At 53.9% G+C, this 514-nt stretch carries 1 protein-coding gene; it reads right to left on the bottom strand.

All coding sequences use genetic code 11. The features are described 5' to 3' along the window. The coding region (locus tag AC1QQ2_RS15120) for a hypothetical protein (protein ID WP_479713769.1) at nucleotides 1-514 on the bottom strand (514 nt) is incomplete at both ends.

The raw sequence follows: 514 nt of genomic DNA, 5'->3' as shown, positions 1-514 counted from the left end.
TGAACACGCCACGGGACACACCGCTTGTGCGGCTTAGGCTGCCCATAATCCAGTGACCTTCGCGGTAGTCGTAGGCCACATATTTATCAATCTCGTTAGAACCTTCAGATGGATAGAAGAACCAGACTTCGTTGTGCTGACCGTTAGACACAGCCCAGCACTTGCTAATCTGAGCCGTGTTGATGTTGGAGAACACAGCGTCATGCACTTCACAGTCAACAGGCGAGACAGACGACCCGTCATAGCGGAAGAACCCGTTCTGGCTCATCCAGAACACGCCTGCGGGTGTGTTTGCTACAGCCTTACGCGCAATCAAGCCGCAGGCATCACCAACGCGCTCAAACTGGAAGATGTAAGGTGGGCCAATGTATACACCGCGATGACAGTCTTGGTCCGTCAGGATAACAGTCTGACCCTGAGAACGAACGCCAGCCATAATGCGGCCTGACGTTTGCAGCGTGATGTCGCCAGCTTGGTTTGTGCTGGCAGGCGTCCAGAGCGTGTTATCCTCAAA

This window comes from Aestuarium sp. (genome assembly GCF_023253315.1).
In the GTDB taxonomy this organism is placed as follows: Bacteria; Pseudomonadota; Alphaproteobacteria; order Rhodobacterales; family Rhodobacteraceae; genus Marivivens; species Marivivens donghaensis.
Note: the sequence above shows the minus strand (reverse complement) of the source record. Positions and strands in the feature narration are given on the sequence as shown.